The 6704-nt window shown below is 69.2% G+C and carries 7 protein-coding genes; 5 read left to right on the top strand and 2 right to left on the bottom strand.

The annotated features are described in order from the left end of the window. Positions 1 to 357, bottom strand: a 357-nt coding sequence (locus Q7P21_RS18345; RefSeq protein ID WP_304178651.1) for a DUF1176 domain-containing protein, incomplete at its 3' end; no start/stop codon positions are given. Positions 358 to 426: 69 nt separating this feature from the next. Between Q7P21_RS18345 and Q7P21_RS18340 the strand changes: the two genes are divergently transcribed. The 3 genes from Q7P21_RS18340 to Q7P21_RS18330 are packed head-to-tail and all read left to right on the top strand — an operon-like array spanning position 427 to position 3531. Next, positions 427 to 1701 (top strand): aminotransferase class III-fold pyridoxal phosphate-dependent enzyme, encoded by a 1275-nt coding sequence (locus Q7P21_RS18340; protein WP_304178639.1) that lies wholly within the window; start codon positions 427 to 429, stop codon positions 1699 to 1701. A gap of 7 nt (positions 1702 to 1708) precedes the next feature. Further along, a complete protein-coding gene (locus tag Q7P21_RS18335) occupies positions 1709 to 3139 on the top strand; it encodes an amidase (RefSeq protein ID WP_304178633.1) in 1431 nt (476 codons plus the stop codon). An 11-nt stretch (positions 3140 to 3150) separates the two neighbouring features. Beyond that, positions 3151 to 3531: a DUF423 domain-containing protein gene (locus Q7P21_RS18330; protein ID WP_368670124.1), complete on the top strand. Its 381-nt coding sequence runs from the start codon at positions 3151 to 3153 to the stop codon at positions 3529 to 3531. Here the strand turns inward: Q7P21_RS18330 and Q7P21_RS18325 are convergent. After that, the gene (locus Q7P21_RS18325; RefSeq protein ID WP_304172142.1) at positions 3522 to 4742 is read right to left on the bottom strand and encodes a multidrug effflux MFS transporter; all 1221 of its coding nucleotides are present in this window, start codon (positions 4740 to 4742) and stop codon (positions 3522 to 3524) included. The genes Q7P21_RS18330 and Q7P21_RS18325 overlap by 10 nt on opposite strands. Before the next feature lie 107 nt (positions 4743 to 4849). On the opposite strand from Q7P21_RS18325, the gene Q7P21_RS18320 reads away from it, so the two are divergent. Together Q7P21_RS18320 and pip are read left to right on the top strand one after the other, a co-directional pair. Continuing rightward, positions 4850 to 5878 carry an alpha/beta fold hydrolase gene (locus Q7P21_RS18320; RefSeq protein WP_304178625.1) on the top strand — a complete coding sequence of 343 codons (1029 nt, stop codon included), beginning with the start codon at positions 4850 to 4852 and terminating at the stop codon, positions 5876 to 5878. Positions 5879 to 5979: 101 nt separating this feature from the next. Next, positions 5980 to 6704: prolyl aminopeptidase (gene pip, locus Q7P21_RS18315; RefSeq protein ID WP_304178616.1), on the top strand; the 725-nt coding region annotated here is incomplete at its 3' end.

Genomic DNA, 6704 nt, shown 5'->3' with positions numbered 1-6704 from the left:
GCCCTGAACCGCCGACAGCGGCGCGCGCAGAAAGCTGTCATCCGCAGTCCGGCGCGCCTTCAAGGCGCCCAGTCCCGCGATAGGGCGGCCATCGACCTTCAACGCCCAGGTCTCGGCCGTCGCGGTGTCGGACTGCACCGCCAGGGAGAGGCGCGGCGCGGCGTTCGGGGCTCCGGTCCGTTCGATCTTCAGGAAGGCGTCGGTCTCCGCCCCCTCCTCTGTCAGGCCGAAGGCCGTGCAGGTGCGGACATTGTCGCAGACCACGTCCCAGTCCTTGAAGGTCGCCTCGCCCGCCTGGGCCCGGCCGGCCAGGACCGCTCCCAACACCAGCATCGCCATGGATAAATCGCGTCGCATGTCGCCTCCCCGTTGCCGGACGTCAGGGTGGGCGTAAGCTCCGGTCCAGGCAATCACGGAGCGTTGGAAATGGATCGTACGAACAGTCGGGACCGTGAATTGCGCGACCGCGCCCAGGCGGTCATCCCCGGCGGCATGTTCGGCCACCAGTCCGTGGCCCTGCTGCCCGACGACTATCCGCAGTTCTTCGCGCGCGGCGAGGGCGCCCACCTGTGGGACGTCGACGGCCGGCGCTATCTCGACTTCATGTGCGGCTTCGGCCCGAACCTGTTCGGCTACGCCCAGCCGGAAATCGACGCCGCCTATGTCCGCCAGATGGGCCTGGGCGACACCTTCACCGGCCCGACCGAGCTGATCGTGCGCCTGGCCGAAGACCTGACCGCCATGGTCACCCACGCCGATTGGGCGATCTTCTGCAAGAACGGCACGGACGCCACCTCCATGGCCCTGGTCACCGCCCGGGCCCATACCAGGCGCAAGACCATCATCCGCGCCAAGGGCGCCTATCACGGCGCGGCCCCCTGGTGCGTGGGCCGTCCGGCCGGCACCATCCCCACCGACAAGGCCAGCCAGATCTTCTGCGACTACAATGACGTCGCCAGCCTTGAGGCCGCCGTCGCCGAGGCCGGGGACGACCTCGCCGCCATCTTCGCCGCCCCCTTCAAGCATGACGCCTTCATCGACCAGGCCGCGCCGGACCTCGCCTATGCGCGGCGCGCCCGCGAGCTCTGCGACCAGACCGGCGCCCTGCTGGTGGTCGACGAGGTCCGCGCGGGCTTGCGCCTCACCCGCGACTGCAGCTGGTCCTTGATGGGGATCGCGCCGGACCTGTCGAGCTGGGGCAAGTGCCTGGCCAACGGCCACGCCATCTCCGCCCTGCTGGGCTCCGAAAAGGCCCGCAAGGCCGCCGCTTCCATCTACGTCACCGGCTCCTTCTGGTACCAGTCCGCCCCCATGGCCGCGGCCCTGGAGACCCTGCGCCTGGTGCGCGACACCGACTATCTGGCCCGCCTCGACAGCCTGGGCCACCGGCTCTGCGACGGCCTCAAGGCCCGCGCCGACGCGGCCGGCTTCGGCCTGCGGGTCACCGGTCCCGTGCAGATGCCGCTGTTCCTGTTCGACGACGACCCGGACCTGCGCAAGGGCTTCTGCTGGTCCAGCGAGATGCTGTCGCGCGGGGTCTATGTGCATCCCTGGCACAACATGTTCATGTGCGCCGCCATGACCGAGGCGGACATCGACGGGGCGCTCGACGCAGCAGAGGCGTCCTTCGCCGCCCTCAAGCGTCAGGCGTCGGACCTCGGTCCGGTAGAGAAGATGGCGTTCCTCACGGCCCAAGGATGATCCTCGCATGAGCCTTCCCGACTATTCCGAACATGACGGCCTCGGCCTCGCCGCCCTGGTCGCCAAGGGCGAGGTCACCCCCGCCGAACTGGTCGACGCCGCCGCCGAGCGGATCGAGCGCCACAACGGAACCCTCAACGCCGTGGTCTGGTCCGCCCTGGACGAGGCCCGCGCGCTTGCCAAGGGACCCTTGCCCGACGGCCCGTTCAAGGGCGTGCCCTTCCTGATCAAGGACCTCGGCATGCCGGTGGCCGGCTGGCAGAACAGCTATGGCAGCCGCTTCGCGCGCAATGTCACTGACGAGAAGGACGGCGGCCTGACCGCCCGCTACCGGTCCTCCGGCGTCATTCCGATCGGCCGCACCAACACCCCGGAATACGGCATCACCGGCACCACCGAGGGCGGCCATCTCGGCCCCTGCCGCAATCCCTGGAACCCGGATCACATAGCCGGCGGCTCCTCCGGCGGTTCGGCCTCGGCCGTGGCGGCGGGCATCGTCCCCCTGGCCCACGCCAGCGACGGCCTGGGCTCGATCCGCATCCCCGCCGCCTGCTGCGGCCTGGTCGGGTTGAAGGTCACCCGCGACCGCAACCCGAACCTGCCCGACGGCTTCGACTACGCCGCCGGCTTTGTGGTCGACCACGTGGTCAGCCGCACCGTGCGCGATAGCGCCGCCATGCTCGACGTCACCGGCGTGCCCGAGCCCGGCTCCCCCTATCCCGCCCCGCCCAAGGCCCGGCCCTATATGGAGGAGATCGAGCAGAGTCCCGGGCGCCTGCGCATCGCCTGGTCCGGCGAGACCCCCTCCGGCCGCCCGATCCATCCCGAGGTCCAGGCCGCCCTGGAACGCACCGCTGCGCTGCTGAAAGGCCTGGGCCACGACGTGGTCGAGAAGGGCCTCGGCATCGACTATCGCCGGCTCTACACCGTGCGCGGCCCGCTCTCCGGCGCCAATTTCGCCGCCGGCATGCAGCGGTTGATCGAGCGCATCGGCCGCGAGCCCGAACCCGACGAACTCGAACCCCTGACCTGGGCCGCGCTGAAGGGCGGCCGCAAGGTGACCGGCGCCCAGGCGCTCTACGCCATGCAGGAACTGCGGATCATGAACCGCCAGACCCTCGGCTTCTTCGAGGACTGGGACGTCTATCTCTGCCCCGTGCTGGGCACGCCGGTTCCAGCCATCGGCCACATGGACCCCAACGTCCTGGAGCCCGCCGAGGTCAATCGCCGGCAGGGCGCGGTCTTCCCCTTCACCGCGCCGTTCAACTTCTCGGGCCAGCCGTCGATCTCCCTGCCCCTGGAAGCCGATTCCGCCGGTCTGCCGATCGGCATGATGTTCACCGCCCGCTACGCCGATGAAGCCACCCTCTTCCGCTTGAGCGCGCAACTTGAGAAAGAGGCGCCCTGGAAGAGCCGCCGTCCGCAGCTCTGGGGTTAGGGACCACGCGCTTGGCCTGGGAACGTCGCACCTGGATGACGCTGGCTGCGGCCGGCGGCTTCATCGCCGTCGCCGTGGGCGCCTTCGCGGCCCATGGCGTCACCGATCCCCAGGCCAAGGAGTGGCTGAAGACCGGGGCGCAATATGGCTTCATGCACACCATGGCCACCTTCGCCTGCGCCACCTTCATGCAGATCGGCGCGAAGCGGGCCCGGTTCGCGCCGAAGTTCTTCCTGTCCGGCGTCGTGATCTTCTCGGGCAGCCTCTACGCCATGGCGTTCGGCGCGCCGCGCTGGTTCGGGGCGATCACCCCGATCGGCGGCCTGCTGTTCCTGGCCGGCTGGGCGACCCTGGTGTGGGCCGCCGCCGGGGTGGACAAGCCTCAGGCCTGAGTCCGCTCCAGCCTGGGCGCCAGGATCCGCAGGGCCAGGGCCGAGCCGATCAGGGCCACGAACATGGTCACCGCCATCGGCCGGGGCGTGCCGTCGTGGAATATGCCCGTCGCGGTCGCGGCCACCGCCCCAGTCGCGAAGCTCGCCGCCCCCATCAGGGCTGAGATCGAGCCCGCCCGCCGGGGATCGACGTTCAGCGCCCCGGCCATGGTGTTGCCCTGCATGAAGCCGTAGCTGGCCAGCAGCGCGAACAGCAAAGGCAGGATCGTCCAACGGCCGCCGACGCCGCTCACCGCCGCCAGCATCATCAGGAAGGCGATCCCCACGGCCACCAGGCTCGCCTTGGCCAGCACCTCGTCCGGGGTGAAGTGGCGCAACACCAGCCGGTTGATCTGGCCCGAGCCGATCAGCCCGACGGCGTTCAAGCCGAACACCCAGCCAAAGGCCTGGGGCGAGATGCCATAGGTCTTGATCAGCAGCTCCGGCGAGGCCGAGATATAGGTGAACAGGCACGCCCCATTCAGGCAGCCGGCCAGGGCGTAGCCCACCAGCCGCCTCTGGCCGAACAGGGCCAGATAGGCCTGTAGCGGGCTCTCGGTGCTGGCATGGGCTGCGGTCTCCGCCGAGCGGGTTTCCGGCAGTCGGAAGAAGGCGGCCACGCCGACCGCGATCCCAAAGGCGGTGAGCACGATGAAATTGGCGCGCCAGCCGCCCAGGGCCAGGACCGCCCCGCCCAGCAGCGGCGCCAGCACCGGCGCCAGTCCCATGACCAGGGTCAGCAGCGACAGCATCCGCGCCGTCTCGGTGTGATTGAACCGGTCGCGGACCACGGCGCGGGCCACCACGGCGCCGGCGCAGCCGCCCAGGGCCTGGACGAAACGCGCGGCGATCAGCATGGGCGCCGAGGTCGCCAGGCCGCAGACCACCGAGGCCACGATATAGATCGCCGCCCCCACCAGGACCGGACCCCGGCGTCCCAGCCGGTCTGAAGCCGGGCCATAGATCAGCTGCCCGATCGCCATGCCCGCCAGGAAGGCCGCGACCGTGGCCTGGGTCTGGGCGGCGCTCGCATGCAGGCTGGCCCCGATCGCCGGCAGGCTGGGCAGGTACATGTCGATGGCCATGGGCCCGAGCGCCGTCGCGGATCCCAGCAGGATCACCAGACCCCAGGGGACGCGCGCCTCGGTCGTGGAATCGGAAGAGTGGGTCATCGGCCCCTTCTATCTGGCCGTGCGCCAGGAAACAGCCTCAAGCGCTTGCCTTGCCCCCTGGGAAGCCAGCAAAGATGCGCCAACAGCAGTTCATCAGGGAAAACGCCATGTCCGCAGCCCTCGCCCGGCAGATGCCGCCCGTCCAGCACGCGAAGGTCAACGGGATCGACATGGCCTATTATGAGGTCGGTCCGCGCGGCAAGGGCGTGCCGCTCATCTTCTGCCACGGCTTCCCGGAACTCGCCTTCTCGTGGCGCCATCAGCTTAGGGCCTGCGAGGCGGCGGGCGTCTGGGCCATCGCCCCGGATCAGCGCGGCTACGGCCTCACCTCCCGGCCTGACGAGGTCACCGCCTATGACCTGGAGCACCTGACCGGCGACCTGGTCGGCCTGCTGGATCACCTGGGCGCCGAGAAGGCGGTGTTCTGTGGCCATGACTGGGGCGGCCTGATCGTCTGGATGATGCCGCTGATGCACCCGACCCGCACCGCCGGGGTCATCGGGCTCAACACCCCCTTCATGCAGCGCCAGCCCATGGACCCCATCGCCCTGATGCGCATGGCGCTGGGCGAGGACATGTACATCGTCTGGTTCCAGAAGCCCGGCGACGCCGACAAGGCCCTGGCCGCCGACGTCGACAAGACCATCCGCTTCTTCATGCGCAAGGCCGAGGCCATGGCCACCGCCCCCGAGGCCGAGGCGCCCAAGGGCAACCCCCTCGACCCGCAGGGCCAGGTCGCCGAGGGCCAGTCCACCTTCGCCTTCCGCGAACTGCTGGCCATGTGGGACAAGTCCGACACGGTCGGTCAGCTGCTGAACCCCGACGAACTCGCCGCTTTCGTGGAGACCTTCGAGCAGACCGGCTTCACCGGCGGCATCAACTGGTACCGCAACTTCACCCGCAACTGGGAGCGCTCGGCCGATCTGCCAACCCGGATCGACGATCTGCCCTGCCTGATGGTGATGGCCGAGTTGGACGCGGTCCTGCCGCCCTCCTCCGCCGACAATATGGGCGAGCGCATCGGCGACCTGGAAAAGGTGCTGGTGAAGGGCTCCGGCCACTGGACCCAGCAGGAGAAGCCGGACGAGGTGAACCGCATCGTGTTGGAGTGGATGGGCCGCCGCTTCCCCAAATAGGGCCACGATCCGTCGCCTGAAGAACGCACATCGGAAAGTTTGCACAGCTTCCGGCGCAAGAGCGCTTCCCGGCCTTTCGGGAACGCGCTCTAATGCCGGGGATGGAACGATATTCGCCGCCGCCCACCATATCGTCCTCCGCGAACCGGCGGGGCCTGTTCCATGAGAACGAGCCCTTCGCCCATGGCTGGCTGCCGACCGGCGGGCCGCACGAGATCTTCTACGAGGAATGCGGCAATCCCGACGGCAAGCCGTGTGTGATCCTGCACGGCGGTCCGGGCGGGGCGATCAATCCGACCATGCGCCGGTTCTTCGATCCCTCGAAGTGGCGCATGGCCCTGTTCGACCAGCGCGGCTGCGGCAAGTCACGGCCCAACGCCAGCCTGGATGACAACACCACCTGGTCGCTGATCGACGACATCGAACGCCTGCGCATCCACCTGGGCGTCGAGAAGTGGACCGTGTTCGGCGGCTCCTGGGGCTCCACACTGGCTCTGGCCTACGCCATCACCCATCCACAGCGCGTCGAGGGGATCGTTCTGCGCGGCGTGTTCCTGCTGACCCAGCGCGAGCTGAAATGGTTCTATCAGGACGGCGCCTCGATCCTGTTCCCGGACGCCTGGGCCCGGTTCTGCGCCCCGATCCCGGAAGCCGAGCGCGGCGACATGATCAGCGCGTTCCACAAGCGCCTGACCCACAAGGACCGCCGCATCCAGGGCGAGGCCGCCCAGGCCTGGAGCCAGTGGGAAGGCGACACCATCTCGATCCGGGGGCCTGAAGCCCGCCCCTCGAAGTTCAACGAGATCGACTTCGCCATCGCCTTCGC

This window comes from Phenylobacterium aquaticum, assembly GCF_947378715.1.
Taxonomy (GTDB): domain Bacteria; phylum Pseudomonadota; class Alphaproteobacteria; order Caulobacterales; family Caulobacteraceae; genus Phenylobacterium; species Phenylobacterium aquaticum_A.
The sequence above is the reverse complement of the archived record's forward strand: the minus strand, read 5'-3'. Positions and strand labels throughout refer to the sequence as shown.